13 protein-coding genes are annotated in these 16,476 nt (G+C 51.6%); 5 read left to right on the top strand and 8 right to left on the bottom strand.

All coding sequences use genetic code 11. The features are described 5' to 3' along the window. Positions 1-298: 298 nt before the first annotated feature. The 4 genes from dtpD to cadC all read right to left on the bottom strand — a co-directional run bounded on the left by dtpD (position 299) and on the right by cadC (position 7,299). On the bottom strand, positions 299-1,774 hold the full coding sequence (gene dtpD, locus ACSIPU_RS09615; protein WP_004099848.1) for a dipeptide permease DtpD: 1,476 nt from the start codon (positions 1,772-1,774) through the stop codon (positions 299-301). 61 nt (positions 1,775-1,835) lie between these two features. Then, entirely contained in the window at positions 1,836-3,983 is a 2,148-nt protein-coding gene (gene cadA / locus ACSIPU_RS09620; RefSeq protein ID WP_004099846.1) for a lysine decarboxylase CadA, read from the bottom strand. 81 nt (positions 3,984-4,064) lie between these two features. After that, positions 4,065-5,402 (bottom strand): cadaverine/lysine antiporter, encoded by a 1,338-nt coding sequence (cadB, locus tag ACSIPU_RS09625; protein ID WP_004099844.1) that lies wholly within the window; start codon positions 5,400-5,402, stop codon positions 4,065-4,067. A gap of 364 nt (positions 5,403-5,766) precedes the next feature. After that, positions 5,767-7,299 (bottom strand): lysine decarboxylation/transport transcriptional activator CadC, encoded by a 1,533-nt coding sequence (gene cadC / locus ACSIPU_RS09630; protein ID WP_016808755.1) that lies wholly within the window; start codon positions 7,297-7,299, stop codon positions 5,767-5,769. Between the two features lie 355 nt (positions 7,300-7,654). Here cadC and ACSIPU_RS09635 point away from each other — a divergent pair, with 355 nt between their 5' ends. Further along, positions 7,655-8,521 carry a GNAT family N-acetyltransferase gene (locus tag ACSIPU_RS09635; protein ID WP_049593431.1) on the top strand — a complete coding sequence of 289 codons (867 nt, stop codon included), beginning with the start codon at positions 7,655-7,657 and terminating at the stop codon, positions 8,519-8,521. Between the two features lie 26 nt (positions 8,522-8,547). On the opposite strand, the gene ACSIPU_RS09640 is transcribed toward ACSIPU_RS09635, so the two are convergent. Continuing rightward, positions 8,548-9,423, bottom strand: coding sequence for a LysR substrate-binding domain-containing protein (locus tag ACSIPU_RS09640; protein WP_004099840.1), 876 nt, complete (start codon positions 9,421-9,423; stop codon positions 8,548-8,550). A gap of 137 nt (positions 9,424-9,560) precedes the next feature. Here ACSIPU_RS09640 and ACSIPU_RS09645 point away from each other — a divergent pair, with 137 nt between their 5' ends. From ACSIPU_RS09645 to ACSIPU_RS09655, 3 genes are all read left to right on the top strand, one after another. Then, positions 9,561-10,103: a hypothetical protein gene (locus ACSIPU_RS09645; RefSeq protein WP_032727901.1), complete on the top strand. Its 543-nt coding sequence runs from the start codon at positions 9,561-9,563 to the stop codon at positions 10,101-10,103. Positions 10,104-10,112: 9 nt separating this feature from the next. Next, positions 10,113-10,940 (top strand): MBL fold metallo-hydrolase, encoded by an 828-nt coding sequence (locus ACSIPU_RS09650; RefSeq protein WP_004099837.1) that lies wholly within the window; start codon positions 10,113-10,115, stop codon positions 10,938-10,940. Between the two features lie 185 nt (positions 10,941-11,125). Then, positions 11,126-13,102 (top strand): glycosyl hydrolase family 28 protein, encoded by a 1,977-nt coding sequence (locus tag ACSIPU_RS09655; protein WP_004099836.1) that lies wholly within the window; start codon positions 11,126-11,128, stop codon positions 13,100-13,102. A 66-nt stretch (positions 13,103-13,168) separates the two neighbouring features. Here the strand turns inward: ACSIPU_RS09655 and ACSIPU_RS09660 are convergent, their stop codons facing one another. Both ACSIPU_RS09660 and ACSIPU_RS09665 read right to left on the bottom strand, forming a co-directional pair. Next, the gene (locus ACSIPU_RS09660; RefSeq protein ID WP_024273862.1) at positions 13,169-13,660 is read right to left on the bottom strand and encodes a hypothetical protein; all 492 of its coding nucleotides are present in this window, start codon (positions 13,658-13,660) and stop codon (positions 13,169-13,171) included. Further along, positions 13,653-14,426 carry a winged helix-turn-helix domain-containing protein gene (locus ACSIPU_RS09665; RefSeq protein WP_004099833.1) on the bottom strand — a complete coding sequence of 258 codons (774 nt, stop codon included), beginning with the start codon at positions 14,424-14,426 and terminating at the stop codon, positions 13,653-13,655. The genes ACSIPU_RS09660 and ACSIPU_RS09665 overlap by 8 nt, the downstream gene beginning before the upstream one ends. A 639-nt stretch (positions 14,427-15,065) precedes the next feature. On the opposite strand from ACSIPU_RS09665, the gene ACSIPU_RS09670 reads away from it, so the two are divergent. After that, positions 15,066-15,386 carry a hypothetical protein gene (locus ACSIPU_RS09670; protein ID WP_004099830.1) on the top strand — a complete coding sequence of 107 codons (321 nt, stop codon included), beginning with the start codon at positions 15,066-15,068 and terminating at the stop codon, positions 15,384-15,386. 363 nt (positions 15,387-15,749) lie between these two features. On the opposite strand, the gene ACSIPU_RS09675 is transcribed toward ACSIPU_RS09670, so the two are convergent. Continuing rightward, positions 15,750-16,463: an MgtC/SapB family protein gene (locus tag ACSIPU_RS09675; RefSeq protein ID WP_004099822.1), complete on the bottom strand. Its 714-nt coding sequence runs from the start codon at positions 16,461-16,463 to the stop codon at positions 15,750-15,752. Positions 16,464-16,476 lie beyond the last annotated feature (13 nt).

Consider the following 16,476-nt stretch of genomic DNA (forward strand, 5'->3'; position numbering starts at 1 on the left):
TGACGACACCAAAGAATAATCTTCAGGAGCCTGGCTTCAATTCCGGCTGATTTCACTCAGCCATCGCTTCAGTAACACTTTTTTATCTTCGGCTTCCGCGCTCGCCAGAATATCCTCCTCCTGTTCAGTAAAGGGTGCAAGGAGCGGCTTGTCGCTCCGCTGTTGAGGTTGCCGATCCCCGGCTCGCGGCGTAAACGCCTTAGCCGGGCTACCAGGCAGCACAATTTTGTCGCCCCGGTAAGCGCAGCGCGACCGGGGGGAGATTTCCCGCAAAGCCGCATCTGTCGCCAGCCGAAGGCTAGGCGCCGCCTCCGGGAAGCTCACCGGCGGCCGCGCGGCGTTTGCCAACGCTGAACGCGGCGGCGAAGGCGACGACGACAATGATCGCCACGCAGCCCAGCGTCCATTCGCCCATCTGCGCAAAGAAGTGCTGATACGCGGCAATTGCCGTATCGCTGATTTGCGACTCGGTGGTCTGCTGGGCGACGACGCCCGCCAGCCAGTTAGCGACCGCGCCGGTCGCCAGCATATAAATGCCGGTCAGCATGCCGGTAACGCCGGGCATATTGAGGCGGGTGATCTGCGCCATCGCCACCGGGTCAATAAACAGTTCGGCAAAGCCCATCAGCGCCAGTCCTGCCACCATCATGCCCATCGATGCCTGCCCTTGCGCCGCGCCGTGGCGTGCGTTAAGCGCCAGCAGCATAAAGCCGCAGCCCATCAGCACCAGACCAAAGGCGAACTTCAGCCATACGCGCAGCGCCGAGCGCACGGAACCTTCCGGACGCATCAACCACGCCAGTACGACGCCCGCCGCCATCACCGCCACGGCGTTAACCGACTGGAAGAGCGCGGTCGGCACTTCAATATTCAACAAGCGGCGGTTCACAAAGTGGTCGATGAACAGGCTAATCGAGCTCCCGCCCTGCTGCGCCAGAACCCAGAACAGGGTACCGGCCAGCATCAGCAGAACGATCTGCCACAGCGCGCGGCGATGTTCCGGGGATTTGACCATAATGCGGGCTACCATCTGGGCGGCGAACACGCAAACTATCGCCAGCAGATAGCCGGACCAGTTATTTTCCAGCAGCAGCGTAAAGAACACCGGCGCAACGCAGAGCATCACCACCAGCCAGCCCCAGGTCGGCAGCACAAACTTCACCGTCCGCAGCGCCTGTTTATCGACACCGCGGGTATCACGGAAGTAGCGGCTACCGCTGAGGAAGATCATCAGGCCGACAAACATGCCGATCCCCGCCAGCGCAAAACCGATATGCCAGCCGTACCACTGCGCCGCCAGCCCGCAGGCGATGGGCGCGGCGATGGAGCCGACGTTACCGGCGGCGTACAGCAGCGAGAAACCGCCATCGCGGCGCCGATCGTCAACGGCATAGAGTTCGCCCAGCAGGCAGCTAATGTTGGATTTGAACAAGCCGTAGCCGCAGATAATGATCGCCAGCGCGAGATACAGGCTCCAGGTGGAAGTGGATTCGACGCCCAGCACTACGTGGCCAAGCGTCATTAACAGCGCGCCGGCAATCACCGCCGTGCGGTTGCCGAGCAGGCGGTCGGCAAGCCAGCCGCCGAGAATAGGAGTGACGTACACCAGAGAGGCGTAAGCGCTGAACAGGCTGATGGCATGGCTGTCATCAAAGCCGAGCTGATGGGTGAGATAGAGGATAAGCAAGGCACGCATGCCGTAAAAGCTGAAATATTCCCAGATTTGGATCGCAACGATGTAATAAATCGCGCGCGGCTGTGAGGGTGTTTTCATATGTTCTCCTTGCAGCGTGAAAAAAAGGGAAGTGGCAAGCCACTTCCCTGTTGTGCATCGATTATTTGTTGTTTTCTTCTTTCAGCACTTTAACGGTGTAACGACCATCCGCCTGACGATAGGCGCCGTGGATATCGGTTTCGAAGCCCGGGTAGTGGGCGCCGATTTCGCACAGCATCTGCAGGAACTCCAGCACCGGACGGCTCTCTTCGGTGATCATTTCACCCGGCATGACCAGCGGCACTCCCGGAGGATACGGCAGGATCATGTTGGCGTTAACGCGACCCACCATCTCTTCGAGATACACCTCTTCGGTCTGACCGTGCAGCTCTTTCTGGAACGCGGCGTACGGCGTGATCACCATGGTCGGCAGCACTTCGAACGCGCGGAACATCAGGTCCGGCAGGTTGTGATGCTCAATCAATTTGTGAATGTTCTGCGCCAGTTCCTGAACGCGCATGTTTTCGTAGAATTCAGGATCTTCACGATACAGCGACGGCAGCATGTTTTTCACCCGCAGGTTCAGGTCGAACGCGCGTTTGAAATCGGTCAGCGCGCGCAGCAGGCTCAGCGCTTTGGTTTTATCGATACCGATACTGAACAGGAACAACAGGTTGTACGGGCCGGTTTTTTCGACCACGATACCGTGCTCGTCGAGATACTTCGCCACGATGCTGGCCGGAATACCGAACTCATCCATGGTGCCGTCTTTCTTCATCCCCGGGGTCAGCAAGGTGACTTTAATCGGGTCGAGATACATGTGCTCGTTGTCGATGTTTTTGAAACCGTGCCATGCGCTGTCGGAACGCAGCGGCCAGCATTCAGGACCATCGATATGTTCCGGCTGCCAGACGTCGAAGAACCAGCCGTCGGACTCGCCTTTCAGACGTTTGATCTCTTTACGGAACTTGATAGAACGTTCGATAGAGCCGTCGATCAGGCGCTTACCGGCGTTGCCTTTCATCATCGCCGCCGCGGTTTCCGTAGAAGCCACCACGCCGTAGTGCGGAGACGTTGTGGTGTGCATCATGTAGGCTTCGTTAAAGGTTTCTTCGTTAACGTCGCCTTTGACGTGGATCATCGAAGCCTGAGAGAACGCCGCCAGCAATTTGTGCGTGGACTGGGTTTCATAAATCACTTTGCCTTCAACGCGGCCGCCGCTCATCCCGCATTTGCCTTCATAAATCGGCGAGAAGTTGGTGTAAGGCACCCACGCGGAGTCAAAGTGGATGGATTTCACATCCAGGGTTTTCTTGATGTAGTCCGTGTTGTACAGCAGACCATCATAGGTGGAGTTGGTGATCACCGCGTGCACCGGCCAGGTCGCGTTCGGGGTTTCTTTTACGCGCTTCGCGATGGTCGCATGCTGGAATTCGCTCTGCGGAATACCGCCGAGGATACCGTAGGCGTTACGCGTCGGGCGGAAGTAGATTGGCGTAATGTCGCTCATCATCATCAGATGGGTCAGCGATTTATGGCAGTTACGGTCAATCAGTACGGTGCTACCTGCTGGCGCAGAGTACATCCCGACGATTTTGTTAGCGGTAGAGGTCCCGTTCGTCACCATGTAGCTGCGTTCCGCGTTGAAGACGCGAGCGATGTACTCTTCCGCTTCTTTGTGCGGGCCGCTGTGGTCCAACAGAGAACCAAGTTCAGATACCGAAATGGAGATATCGGATTTCATGGTATTGGAACCAAAGAAATCGTAGAAGATGCTGCCGACCGGGCTTTTCTGGAACGCGGTACCGCCCATATGGCCTGGCGTACAGAAGGTATATTTGCCTTCACGTACGTATTTAAACAGCGCTTTGGTCAGCGGCGGCAGAATGGTGTCGATATACTCGTCAGTATTCTGTTTGATTTTGTTCGCAATATCTTCCGCGGCGCCCAGCGCATATTCGAAGAAGCGAACCTGCATCCGCAGATCGTTGAGACTGACGTCCAGCGTTGAGTAAGTATTTGCAAAGGCATACAGCGGCATATATTCGTTCATTTTGCTGATGTCTTCGCACAGTTCGAGATTGTATTTATCCCAGTCGAAGATAACGCCGCACAGACGCGCATTGTTTTCGATAAGTTTTAATAAGTCTTCACGGTCGTTCGGGTAGACAATACGGAAGTCCAGGCGTTCGAGGGCGCGATGCAGTTCACGGATGGGTTCTTCTTTGAAGTAGACACCCATGTGATTCATGATTGCGATAACGTTCATAGTCAAATCTCCAGATAAAGAAAGCCCCTCCCGCCACGTCGTGACAGGTGATGGAAGGAGCCTCAGGAATAGGGTTGCTGATTAATGCGCGCTGGCGGTGTTGCTATCTGCTGAGTTGTCGTTGTTCTGGCGCTGGTGCATTTTGCGACCGTAGAACATCAGGATAATCAGGCTGACGATAAAGGTACCGGCCAGTTCGAAGGAGCTTGCCCCCATCAGGGCAATGAAGCAGAACGCGCAGCCGAGTACGGAGCAAATCAGGCTGACGAAGTTGCGTACATTGATGCCTTCGAAGCGAATCAGGTCAACGCAGGAGTAGAAGTAAGGCAGCATAGTCAGCAGTACCGCGATACCGGTCAACTCGCCGAACAGGTCAGAAGCTTTGCCGCCGGTAGAGTTCATCAGGGTAATCAGTACCATCAGCGCGGTCATTTTCACCGCGGCCAGCAGCAGGCCTTTTTTCGGGATCCCGTTGCTGTCGACTTCGCCATACACTTTCGGGAAGTTACCGTCATTGGCGGCACGTACGCCGGCCTGACCCACCAGCATCATCCACGAACCGAGCGAAGTCAGGCACGCAAAGGCGGTGAAGGCGGAAACCATCGGCGCAGCCCAGCCGCCGAGAATAGTGGAGGCGCTCACTGCAAACGGCGCACCGGATGCGGCCATCTGAGAAGCAGGATACATACCCGCAATAACCTGAGTCGCTGCGATGTAGACGATACCGGCCATCGCAGTGCCCAGCATGGTAGCCAGCGGCACGGTGCGTTTCGGGTTTTTCACCATTCCGGTACTGACGGCGGCGGATTCCACCCCGACAAAGGCCCACAGGCAGAGCAGAATACTTTTGATTACCGCATGACTGTCAGTGGTGCTGGAGGTGTTCCAGTTTGCCTGATAGGTTGCGGCATCAAACCAGTGCCAGCCGACCACGGCGGTCATAACTACCGGAATAAGTACCAGCACCAGGCCAATGGTTGTCAAGCGGCTAACCCAGGTCCCGCCGAGCATATTCACGAAGGTGAATATCCATACGATGGCAATACAGGCAATACCTGCCGGCACCGGGTTATTTAAAATTGGGAAGAACGTTGATAAATAAGAGACGGCGGTAATACCAATTGCCAGATTACCGATCCAGTTGGCGTGATAATAAAGCACACCGGTCTGGAAACCGAAGGCCGGAGATATTTCACCGGCGTAGGCAATAGGGCCGCCCTGCTGCGGGTTCTTGGTCGCCAGTCGGGCATAAACATAAGCCAGAGACATCGCGCCAATAATAGAAATCACCCAACCCCAGATGGCAATACCACCGATGCTAGCGAGGTTTGCAGGTAATAATGCGATACCGCTCCCCATCATATTACCGGCGACGACGCCGGTACAGGCAAATAGCCCGATCTTCTTGGCAGAACTCATGTTTGCTTTTCTCCTAAGTTTATTTGGGAGGTACAGATCATGATGATGAACCTTTTATTGACCCGACCAACTGCCAACAAGATTACGGATTAGTACGAGATAAGTCCTAAAGATAAAGTGAAATAACTGCAAACATCAGACAAATGATATTTTGACCTTTTTCGTGCAACATATCAGGATGACATGTTGATATCAGGAAAAGATAAATAAAGTTATTTTTCAATAAGTTGTGAACTCTAAATCGTGTTGAAAAGGTGTTACATGCGGGACCGGACTGGTTATAAGATATAACAATCTGGCGGCTCATGAGAAACATAATTTTAACCTCATCACGGCCAAAACCATGGCCGTGATGAGGGTTTACTTATTCTGAAGCGAGGAAATTATCGAGATACGGTACCACTCGGGTTACGGAGGTCTGGAATACCGCGTTTTCAATCCAGTAAAACGTATTTTCTCCCGGCCGTAAATTAAACGCCGTCAGATAGGCATCGGCAGCTTCCCGGTTCTGTCCTTTCATTTCGTACACTTTGCCCAGCAGCACATAGTTCATCCACGACATTTCCAGATCAATCCCGGAATTAATCGCGCTGTAGGCTTCATCGACTTTGCCTTTACCCAGCATGTCTACCGTTTTAATTTGATAAAATATTGCCATATCTTTAATCCCCGGCATATTACCCACCCGGGTTATTTCGCTGTAAAGATCGGCCAGTTGTTTATCATCTAACGGCTGTTGGGAATGGCGTAATACGTCCACCAGCGCCTTTTCCGCCCAGGCGTAGGTAAAGTCCGGCGACTGCTTATTCACATCGGCAAGCAGGCTACTGGCTTTGCCCAGCGAATCGACGTCTCCGTTCATTAATAACTGATGTGCCTGATAGAAATGCGTGAGCGCGATACTTTGCGACGGCTGATACTGCTTAAGCATCTCCTGCATTCGCGCCGGCCATGGCTGCTTAAGCGCGTCCGACAGGCTACTCAGCAGGTCGTTTTGAATCGACAGCTGGTTGTCGCTGGTCACGAAGTAGCGCTTGTCCATCATCGTCGATCCGTCGGCATTATCCACCACTTTGACCGACATAAAGCACTGCTGCGCGCGATAGTGCCGCTGGTTGACGAACTCGATGGTCAGGGTTTTTCCGGAACTGCTCGGCTCATTGATGTTGTAGTTGGTTTTATCATGCACCATAAAGGTGGAGAACGTGTTCAGCGAGGTGGTAATCAGGCTCCCCAGGCCGATGGCATAGGAGTGCTGCGATGACCAGTTGTTACAGGTATTGCCGCTGAGCAGGTGGATATCAACATCCCGCGGGTTGAGCAGTATGCGGGTTTTTGTGACCGGCGGGCGCGACTCCAGGGTGGATAATGCCACCAGCGCCACGCAGCTTGCGAGCGCCAGCAAAAACAGGCCCCAGACGATAAAGGTACTCAACCGCTTACGTTTTTCCGGCTTCGCCACCGGCGCCATCTCTGGCGCAGCCGCCTCAGGCTGCGGGGAAACCGATGGCGCGTCCACGGCGACCGTCGGCGTTTCTGCAGGAATAACCGGCGTCAGTTCCTCCCCCTCTTCCGTACACCAAATCACCGGCACCGTTAGCTTATAGCCGCGTTTAGGAACGGTAGCGATATATTCCATGCTGCTATCGTCGCCATCTTTCAGCGACTTACGTAGCTCAGAAACGCTTTGCGTGACGACGTGACTGGTCACAACGTTGCGGGTCCAGACGTTGTCGATAAGCTCATCCCGACTCAGTACTTCATCAGGATGGCGGGCAAAGAAAACCAGAAGATCGATTAAGCGCGGTTCGAGAGTTAGCTGACGCCCCTTGCGGCTAATTTGGTTAACAGAGGGAGTAACCAGCCATTCTCCAACGCGAACAACAGGTTGTTGCATAAAAAAGAGCCCCAGGACGAAAAGGGAAAGGCGGGATGATAACACATTTCCCCTACCTATTAATGATAGGGGTCATGACCATGAATGCAATATATTCTTCTCCGTTTTCGAAGCGTGACAAACTTTCATTTGCTAAAGACTTTCCTTTGATTCACCGCGATGTTCCCTGGGGATACGAAAGTCTGCCCTTTTTGACCTTATTTTCGCCGAATGTGTGACCTGAGCAAAGCTTAGGCACGACAATCGTCGCCCAACCGTGGGGATATGCTATTTTTAGGTCGCCCGGCACAGATCGGACCGCCGAACAGATGGCCGAAAAACAGCGCCTCACCCGCAGCGTAAAGGAATGTCGACGATGAACTACAAATTAGATAAGCAAATTGTGCACAATGACGTTTTAAGAAATAGCTTCATTGATCTTGCGATTAAAACCTTCGATCTCTCCTTTAAAGAGTGGTACCGCAAAGGATACTGGACCGACGCCTATATTCCCTACGCCCTCGTCAGCAACAATAAAGTGATTGCTAACGCCTCCGCCAATATTATCGATCTGGTCTGGCAGGATGAACCCCGCCGCTATATTCAAATCGGTACCGTGATGACCGATGTCGATCATCGTAATAAGGGCCTCGCCGGTCAGCTCGTGAATGCCATTCTGGCGGACTGGCAGGATAAAGCCGATGCTTTCTTTCTGTTCGCTAACCCAAACACCGTTGATTTTTATCCAAAATTCGGCTTCGAGCGCACCGAGGAGCATCAGGCTATCCTGCCGGTAATGCCGGCGGCGGGCGACTTCCGCAAGCTCGATATGGATCGGCCGGAGGATGTCGCGCTATTACAGCGGTATTATGAAAAATCGAATCCCTTTTCGCAGCTGCGCGTACAGAATAACTTCGGTTTATTGATGTTTTACTGTTCCGCGTTTATGAAGCACTTCGTCTTTTATTCCGAGAAAAATCAGGCTATCGCCATCGCGATGCAAAACGGACCGGCGCTGATCTGTTTTGATATTTTTTGCGACAGCGACCGTTCTTTGTCGGCCATTATTAATGAGCTCGCCGATGAAAATACCTATCAGGCCGTGCTGGGCTTTACTCCTAAGGAGAACCGGGTTGGTGAGTATGAAAAAATTGAAGGCGAAGATCTTCTGTTTATCTACGGACAAAAAGAAAATATCTTCAAAGCGCATAAGCTGATGTTCCCGCTTTTATCCCACGCCTGACCGAGACCAGGGCCCGCGTTCGGGCCTTATTGCGCCAGTAGCCACTGTTCAAACGCCTGTAGCGCCGATTCATTGATCCCGGGCTCCAGCGGTTTAACCAGACAAAAGCGCTTGCTCAGGCTGCGAGCCAAAGGCCAGGGCGCAACCAGCGTCCCGTTTTCAAGCTCTTTTTCAACGTACACGTGCGGTACCAGCGCAACGCCCTGCCCGGCCAGCGCGGCGGCTATCGCCATCTCATGCAGATCGTAGCGCACGCCCCGCGCCGGATGATCCAGCGCGATCCCACACTCTTCAGCATAGCGCGGCCAGGCGTCGGGGTTTTGCCGTCGGTGAATGCGCGGTAACAGGTTCAACTGGCTCAAGGCTTCGCCTCCCGTGAACAACGCAGAATGGCATACCGGCACCAGCCGCTCCTCAAACAGAAATTGCCGGCGCATTCCGGCCCATGCGGGATGCTCAAAGTGCACCGCCGCATCAAAACCACTGCCGGTAAGAATAAACGGCTCGGTTCTGACCGCGATGTTCAGCATGATGTCCGGGTAGCGGCGATGAAAATCCCCCAGACGGGGAATCAACCAACGGCTGGCAAAGGTCGGGGGGGAGGCGATTTCCAGGCTTCGGCTGCCGTCCGCGACGCCCATCAGATACTGAGCGTCGCGTTCCAGCCGCTCCAGCGTCTCGCGCACATGGTGCGCATAGCGCGCGCCGTTAGGATTCAGCCGCACCCGGCTTCCCGTCCGTTCAAACAGTTTGCAGTTCAGCAGCGATTCCAGGCGGGCGATTTGCCGACTTATCGCCCCTTCGGTAAGCGACAGCTCTTCCGCCGCGCGGGCAAAATTACCGTGCCTGGCGGCGGCCTCAAAGGCCTGCAGAGAGGCGCTGCTGGGGAGTTTTTTTCGCATACGGGTATCCGGTTTACGCGGTGCATTGATGACAAAAGATCATTGAAGGATGAAATAATATCGTTTCAGGCGGCTCAGTGCAGCACGTAGGATGATTAAACGTCAATATCACCCTTCAATCATGCAGAGGCTTGCCCATGCTATATATCGTTGAGTGCAGTTACGCCGATCCGGAAAGCGAAGCCAGCTGGAATACGTTTTACAGCCAGCACAAGCTGCCGGCGCTGGTTTCCGTCGGCGGTTTCCGCGCCTCGCAGCGCTTTCGCGCCCTTTCCTCCCGCAGCCCGCTGTATCTGGCGATTCATACCATTACCGATGCAGCCGTTATCGCCAGCGAAGAGTATCGGCTTAAAGGCGGCGGCAACTTTTCGCGTTGGCAGGCGCATATTTGCGACTGGCGCCGCAACCTGTATCGGTACGACGGTGTATTTCCGCAGGTCTCACAGGATGAGGTTCTGCTACTCAGCCCGGCGCCGCTGGACTTCATTGACGCAGAACTGGGGTATCCGCCGACAATACTGCACGCTGCCGGGCTGGATAACAATCCACCGCAGCGCGTGGCCTACATTCTGCCGCGTCGGGAGGCCAGGCTGCTTGCGGGACAGGAAAAATACCGCCTCTACGAGACCATGGGCGCTCAGCTGCTCAGCTCCCTTGATAATCAACCTGATGCACGCTAAGAGGCCATGATGCGCAATCCCGCTTTTATCTCCCGCCAGATTGGCGACTTTCAGGTGATGGCCCTTAGCGACGGCAGTATGGCCGCCAGCCTGACGCTGCTGTCCGGTATCAATAGCGATGATGCTCTGGAAATCCAGCGCCATGCCGGCATCATTGCGCCGGATGATATCGACATTAATGCCTATCTTATTCGCGGCCAGGGAAGGACGATTCTGGTCGATGCAGGTACAGGAGGCGGCACGCTTGCCGCGAGTTTGCAAGCGGCGGGGGTTGGAGCAGAAGAGATCGATACCGTACTACTGACCCACGGCCACCCGGATCACATTGGCGGCCTGTTGGATGCTCACGGCGCGCCATGCTTTCCCAACGCCCGTCTTCATCTGCATCCTCTGGAAGCGGAGTACTGGCAGGATGACGGTATGTTGAATCGGGCAAATGAGCGGGGACAGCGCAACTTCGCCCTCGCCCGCCGAACCCTGGGCGCGTGGGCCCGCCGCCTCAGCTTTCTCGATGAGAGAGAGGTCGTCCCGGGTATCCGCCCGCTTTGGCTACCCGGACACACGCCGGGCCATTGCGGGTTTCGCATCGACTCCGCTCCGCAAAGCCTGCTGATTTGGGGGGATATTGTCCATTTTCCGCATGTTCAGACCGCCCGGCCCGCCGCTGCCATCGCTTTTGATAGCGACCCCGCGCAGGCCAGAGCGACGCGGGAATCGCTCCTCGCCCGGGCCGCAAGCGAAAACCTGCTCGTCGCCGGTATGCATCTTGGCGGCTCGGGATTTGCACATGTGCTACCGACCTCCTGCGGCTATCGTCTCGATTATGCCGCGCAGTAACAGGAAATCTGGCCAGCGAGGTTTACTTCTGGCCGCGTTTCTCTTATCCAACCCACATTTATTTAGCATCTGCTGAAAGATTGAGCTGACTCGCGTTTATTTTCCAAAGCAAATATAAAATAGAATTTCACTATAAATGAATTATTGTTTTGTTTTCCCATGAGATATGACATTAAGGAAAATATATGCGCAATACCTTCCGACCTTCACGCCCTATGCTGGCGCTGACTATCGCCCTGGCCGGACTCGCAGGCGGCTGTAATGACAGCGGCGTAAACCGCGATAACCCGGCGGAAGCGCCCGCCTCCGCGCCGCAGAACGTCATGGTTCCCGTCCTGTCTGCTGATGAAAATAGCCTGGTGCTGGTTTGGGAAAAGCCGGAATCAGAGACGCAGCAGGTGGTGGACTACGCGATTTACCGCCAGGGCGAGCGGCTGGGTCTGGCGCGCGAAAATCAAAACCATTTTTCACCGGCCAAACCCTATATTGATAACTTCTATCAGCGGATTGCCAGCGACGGCTGGCAGCAGCCAATCGATTTGCGTACCTTTACGGTCACTCACCTGCAGCCGGATACGGAATATGCCTTTACGGTGCGCGCGGTCTACGCCGATGGCCAGGAATCTCCGGACAGCGCGGTGGTTAAAGCGCAAACCCGCAAAACGCCGCACGTCATCGAAGCCAGAACCTTTGGTGCAAAGGGTGATGGCACTACGCTGAATACCCAGGCGCTGCAGCAGGCGATCGATAACTGTACGGTCTCGCACTATCCTCAGGGCTGCAAGGTGCTGATTTCCGGCGGCATATTCAAGAGCGGCGCGCTGTTCCTGCACAGCGATATGACCCTGGAGATTGCGGCTGACGCCACCCTGCTGGGTTCAGACGATCCGGCCCAGTATCCGCTGGAAAAAGGCTATTACCTCTATCCCTACAGCGATCATCCGCAGCCCCGTCGCCCGCCATCATTAATTAACGTGCTGGAAGCGGACGATAAGGGCGAGTCTCCGGCCGGGACGTTTCGCAATATTCGCCTCGTCGGTCAAGGTACGATTGACGGCAACGGCTGGACCCGGGGCGTCAAAAGCGGCGGCGAGGCCACAATTATCGATGAAATGGGCAATGAACTGCCGCAGTACCGGGCCAGTAATGCCAATAAAGTTGGCGCAGACGGTATTCTGGCAAAGCATCAGACCGAAGCGGCTATTGCGGAAGGCATCGAAAGCAATAGCGCCTATAAAAATCGCCGCTCCAGCCTGATGACTCTGCGCGGCGTGCACAACCTCTATCTTGCCGGGCTGACAATCCGCAACCCCGCGTTCCACGGGGTAATGGCGCTGGAGTCAAAAAATATCACGCTCAATGGCCTGGTTCACCAGACCTTTGACGGCAATAACGCCGACGGCGTGGAGTTCGGCAATAGCCAGAATGCGCTGGTTTTCAACAACTTCTTTGATACCGGGGATGATTGCGTCAATTTCGCCGCCGGGTTTGGTAAAGGCGCGGAAACTTTTCATCAACAGCCGCAAAGCGGGGCGTGGATCTTTAATAACTATTTCCGTAAAGGCCACGGCGCCGTGGTGACCGGTAGCCATACCGGAGCATGGATCGAAAAAGTTCGCGCCGAGGATAACGTCATGTATATGACCGATGTCGGCCTGCGCATGAAAAGCCGCCCTTACTACGGCGGTGGCGTAAGGGATGTGCTGTTCCGCCATAATGCGATGAAAGATATCGCCAAAGAGCCGTTCGTTTTTACTATCAAATACAGCGCCGACGTGAATGATACGACCCCTGCCGACGAGCCCGCTCAGTTCCGCGACGTTCAGGTGCAGGACCTCACCGTCGATGGTACTTCGGCTAAGCACAGCATCCTGATTGACGGCATGACGGTAGCCGAAATGGCAGAATCATTTGGACTGACCTATTCTCGCGATGCCTACCACCAGAATCTGCGTTTTTCCAACGTCAGTTTCCGTAACACCAAAGCGACCAGTATCTCCTTCCTGCGCGACAGCCAGTTTGATGAGGTAACGTTCGCTAATACACCGCAGGCCTGGGCGTTTTTCGCCGTCAATGACGTGACGCTCGCTGACAGCCTGCATCAGCAGAGCATCACCCGGGGAGAAAAGGACAAACTTATCCTTGAGGGGGCAATAAAGTAATGGCGTTCCCGGCGGCGTCAGTCGCCGGGTTTTATCAGCGCTTCTGCCTCGACAGAGATCTGTCGCTCAGTGATCCAAAGTAAAGACGCAGGTCATAACCGGCGTATTCAGCGTTCCCCAGACTATATAATCCCGATTTTTAGCAAAGATAAAAATGGGTGATTTCCCGGATAAGCCCATGATATCATAAAGTGGCATTACAAGATCATCAGGAACATCTCCATATTTATTAGTACCTTGTTTACCTGGCAATAATTTATACCGGCCCTCACCCACCGCCATGTAGTCAAAGTTGATGTCCTGTGACAGATAGTAAGTCTCATCGCCATCGACTATTTTTCCGGACAAGGAAACATAACCAGTGTTATTATTCATATCAAATAAAACATGACCATCAAATGTATATGAATCATTTAAGGATGATATATTATAGTATACATTGGCCTCACATGTTTTCATTTTGCTTTTCTTACTGAATAAGCACAACACATAAATAATCAGAACAATGATAGCGCAGCCTAATAAACCGCAGGAACGGTAGAGCACGTTGTTAGTCATGCTGCCTCCATTGACTTACATAAACGTTATTACAATAAATTATTTTCTTATTTACACTATCCATAGGGCAAAAAGATGAAAATATCCCCCCAGACTTACCCTGCAAAACGTTTCTTTGTGCATATATTATCAACCTGGCTGGACTGCTTTGGCAATGTTCAAGTAACCCAGGATGGTGCCTAACCAAAATATTAAGTAATTTTTCCTGCATACTTTCAGGGATCTGAACATAAGATCTTATTTGACACTTACCGATTTCTTCCAGGTTATTTGAACTCTTAGCCAGAATCGATGTTGCGGCCACTTCATACCTGGCAAAAAAAACAATAATCAAACTGGCTATCAAAGCTACCACGCCTCCGTGTTTTAGGTAACGAAATCGTTGCTGACGTAATTTTTCTGAAGGTAGTCCTTCCTGGCTTGCGTCATCATACCGTTTGACCTTGATGTCTTTCGAGAGATAAAAACCAACGCCGGGGCTTGTCAATATGATATTATCTTTTCTTATCAGGAATGATAATTTCTTTCTGAGGATACTAATATATTGGTTTAAAGATGAATTTGATGCCTCGTGTCCACGGGATTCCCAGACTTGCTCTAAGAAACTTTGTCGAGAAACGACCTTCCCATGTGACGCCATCAGTATAGCCAGAATATGGTTAGCCGTTTTGGTTAACTGGTGTTTCTCCGTTACACCGATATCAATATAAATAAGCTCACCAGACTCAGCGTTATAAAACAATTTGCTTTCAATTAAGTACTTCATATGTTATCTGCATCCTGTGAATAGCAGGGTATGCTGATAAAAGGCAAGGAGCTATTGGGCCCTACAGCATCCCGGAGAAAGTGAAGTATTGTCAACACGTTGTGCCAGCTTTTTAGAGGCTTATAGCTCATCAGTGGAGCCCTGATGTTCGCTCTTCGACACCCGCTCATCCCTGCTAACGGCGCATACATCACAAAACTACTCTTTAGCAGTAAACCAATAGTAACAACAAAAACATAATAAATGTTATCACCATTTTTTATTTAATTGGATTCTGTGTGCCGTTTCAAATTCTTTGCGCCAAATGAAACAACAACCAATACTTTTGAATGAACTAGAAATAATCTATAACAAAAAATTACATCATGCATTAATTAACCATGCCCGATACCTATTAAATTTATTTAAAAAAACTTTAAATCTCGCACAAAAATCGCTTTTAAAGTTAAAACAATGGTTATAAGAAAATGATAATTAATTTCTTACGCCTGATATGTTTATAATTATTGATTAGTAAATCTTCCATTGCAGTAATCCTTGCCTCCTTATATATTTTAAAAAGTAGTTTCCCGGCACTCAAAGCGAATAATATGTAGATTTTAATTTAATGATTAAACAATAAGTAATAAGAGGCATATCATGTACAGCTATCGTTGGGCCAAATTCCTGGTTGCTGGCGCAAAATATAATGACAGTCATTTCCTGCTGGTAGAGTTTTATATTCATCACGAACTCGATGGCGTCATTAAACCAGGCATTTGCAGAAACAGACAATGGGTATTAAGCCAATTAGTTAATGGTTCTACTTTATTTACTTTAAATCAAAACAATAATAAATGGGAAAAGAAGGATAGAATAATTCTCAACCAAGTTGCTGGTAGATATTATATTAGGACGAATCCCTCTCCTCATCCCGGCGATGATATAGGCTATCATTTTACTCAAGGCTGTATGATATAAATGAAAAACTTGTTTTATCAACTACAGGTATAATGACAATGTGGAAAATATGTTCGATTCTGGATATTATTCGCAGTAGCAATGAGAAACCATTGATAATAATTGTTAACGACAGTATGCATCTCCGACTTATCAGACCCTCTCTCTCATGTGAGCAAATCAGGAAGATAAGCATCGAACAACTTGAGGAGATCATCATCAGAGAATTGTAACGTACTGGGCTGACGCTAAATTAGCGCATTAATCATTTTAATTCCTCATTTTCACTATCATTACGCTTACCAATACACCCGATATCGGGTGTATTGGTACCGCCAACGTGAAAGAGAACCAGCGGCCACATAATTTACATTTTTATACTAATCAATGTTCAAGGGCAAGCGCGCAGACATGCTCAACATGAGACAGATCGTGGTATAAGTCAGGTAAGGTCATTTTCTGGCGAATAACCATTTTCAAATTAACCTCAATCTTTCCCTTTTTAAGGTCTCTAATCGTAATATTCTCGATAATATTTTTTTGCTGATGGATACGGCTTATCAGCTTTTCAAGGGCCCCTCGTTCATCAAGAACCACCCGTACTTTCACTTTTCCGGGGAACTGATTTTTAGTTTGCAGGAATATAATGAACGGGCTTAATTTTATCGCCAATAAGAACAAACCCGTGGCGAAAAAAGCATGAAAATAAAAACCGGCGCCGCAGGTAATTCCAACCCCGGCTGATGCCCAGACAATGGCCGCCGTCGTCAGGCCTGAAATAGCATCGTCGTGTCGATGCAGAATCACTCCCGCCCCCAGAAAACCGACGCCGCTGATAATCTGGGCCGCCAGGCGCATCGGATCGCTACGAATGTTCATCGAAATTTCAGCATAGTATTCCGCCGACTGTATTGAAACGATGGTTAACACACAGCTGGCGACAGACAAAATGACGCAGGTTTTGAATCCGACAGGTTTCCCTTTCGATTCTCTTTCCAGGCCAATGATGCCTCCCAGAATAAACGCAATGCTGATTTTGACGATGGTCAATAACGGAAACCATCCGTGATCGACGATCGTGGCGGCCAGATTATTCATATCATTACCTTAA

Source organism: Klebsiella sp. HN106 (assembly GCF_051209435.1).
Lineage (GTDB): Bacteria > Pseudomonadota > Gammaproteobacteria > Enterobacterales > Enterobacteriaceae > Klebsiella > Klebsiella oxytoca.

Excerpts from the sequence above, each read along its gene's own strand:
- dtpD (WP_004099848.1), bottom strand. The coding sequence starts at position 1,774 with ATGAAAACACCCTCACAGCCGCGCGCGATTTATTACATCGTTGCGATC.
- cadA (WP_004099846.1), bottom strand. The coding sequence starts at position 3,983 with ATGAACGTTATCGCAATCATGAATCACATGGGTGTCTACTTCAAAGAA.
- cadB (WP_004099844.1), bottom strand. The coding sequence starts at position 5,402 with ATGAGTTCTGCCAAGAAGATCGGGCTATTTGCCTGTACCGGCGTCGTC.
- cadC (WP_016808755.1), bottom strand. The coding sequence starts at position 7,299 with ATGCAACAACCTGTTGTTCGCGTTGGAGAATGGCTGGTTACTCCCTCT.
- ACSIPU_RS09635 (WP_049593431.1), top strand. The coding sequence starts at position 7,655 with ATGAACTACAAATTAGATAAGCAAATTGTGCACAATGACGTTTTAAGA.
- ACSIPU_RS09640 (WP_004099840.1), bottom strand. The coding sequence starts at position 9,423 with ATGCGAAAAAAACTCCCCAGCAGCGCCTCTCTGCAGGCCTTTGAGGCC.
- ACSIPU_RS09645 (WP_032727901.1), top strand. The coding sequence starts at position 9,561 with ATGCTATATATCGTTGAGTGCAGTTACGCCGATCCGGAAAGCGAAGCC.
- ACSIPU_RS09650 (WP_004099837.1), top strand. The coding sequence starts at position 10,113 with ATGCGCAATCCCGCTTTTATCTCCCGCCAGATTGGCGACTTTCAGGTG.
- ACSIPU_RS09655 (WP_004099836.1), top strand. The coding sequence starts at position 11,126 with ATGCGCAATACCTTCCGACCTTCACGCCCTATGCTGGCGCTGACTATC.
- ACSIPU_RS09660 (WP_024273862.1), bottom strand. The coding sequence starts at position 13,660 with ATGACTAACAACGTGCTCTACCGTTCCTGCGGTTTATTAGGCTGCGCT.
- ACSIPU_RS09665 (WP_004099833.1), bottom strand. The coding sequence starts at position 14,426 with ATGAAGTACTTAATTGAAAGCAAATTGTTTTATAACGCTGAGTCTGGT.
- ACSIPU_RS09670 (WP_004099830.1), top strand. The coding sequence starts at position 15,066 with ATGTACAGCTATCGTTGGGCCAAATTCCTGGTTGCTGGCGCAAAATAT.
- ACSIPU_RS09675 (WP_004099822.1), bottom strand. The coding sequence starts at position 16,463 with ATGAATAATCTGGCCGCCACGATCGTCGATCACGGATGGTTTCCGTTA.